Source organism: Anaerophaga thermohalophila DSM 12881 (assembly GCF_000191885.1).
GTDB classification, from domain to species: domain Bacteria; phylum Bacteroidota; class Bacteroidia; order Bacteroidales; family Marinilabiliaceae; genus Anaerophaga; species Anaerophaga thermohalophila.
The window spans coordinates 1-925 of the sequence record NZ_AEWI01000103.1 but is presented as its reverse complement, the minus strand read 5'-3'; the positions used below and the strand labels follow the sequence as shown (position 1 = coordinate 925).

The 925-nt window shown below is 31.9% G+C and carries 2 protein-coding genes; both read right to left on the bottom strand.

What is annotated here, in order from left to right:
- Positions 1–103: 103 nt before the first annotated feature.
- Positions 104–613 (bottom strand): hypothetical protein, encoded by a 510-nt coding sequence (locus ATH1_RS0115815; protein ID WP_010424039.1) that lies wholly within the window; start codon positions 611–613, stop codon positions 104–106.
- An 11-nt stretch (positions 614–624) separates the two neighbouring features.
- A partial coding sequence (locus tag ATH1_RS21990) for a hypothetical protein (RefSeq protein WP_010424037.1) occupies positions 625–925 on the bottom strand: 301 nt, incomplete at its 5' end.

Genomic DNA, 925 nt, shown 5'->3' with positions numbered 1-925 from the left:
TCATTGGTCTGTACCACGATGCGGGTACGCGAGCGAACGGTCTCTTCCGCTAAAGTCCTTGCCAATAATATTAATGAAAACGAGGATCCATCTATAAAAATGGCTATTCAATAAATTCACTTAATTGAATAAATAGCCAATAAGTGCATCTTACATAACCCTCATCAACAACATCTCTTTCAAATTCTGCATGAAGAGTGAATTCTTCTTTTATCATATCTGAAAGTTTCACCAATTTATTCAAAGGAACATCAGGCTCCTTATTTACAAAAGCAAACGAAGCACTCAGAATTTTCCCGTTTGGGGTAGATATAGTTTTAAGGTAACTTTGACTTGAAATCAATTCTTGAATTTCACTATCAGAGAAAATATCAACTACCAAATTTAAAAGTTTTTCTTCCGATGATAGCTTAAATTCAACAATTCCAACAATTTCACCATTCACATCTCGTGGTACGGATAATTCTCCTTGCAAATCCATATTGTCAATATAGGTAATAGTTGTATCACCCGTAAAATCACTAACATCAACAATCTTTTGAAAGGGTGACTGACAAAAGGTAAAATTTGAGAGTATGAAGAAAACTCCAGATATGTAAAATACTTTTCTCATAATTACTAAATTTAAAAACAATTTGACATATTAAGAATATGATCTAAAGCATGAGGATAGTTCAAAGAATTAATTGTTGAGGAAGAATATGATATTGAATATTGATTATACAATTTTAACCATTTTTGGTAATTCGTTGGAGAAATAACAAAACTTTGAGTTGTCTTTAACTCCCTAATCCATTTTTCATAATCATCCTTAATATTTTGCGGTGCTGTTGTTTCATAAAAGGCCTGACAACAATATGGAGCAGTAATATCCTTATACAATTTCGCCTCAAACTCAATATTCACTTTCCCTGTATTTGCATAC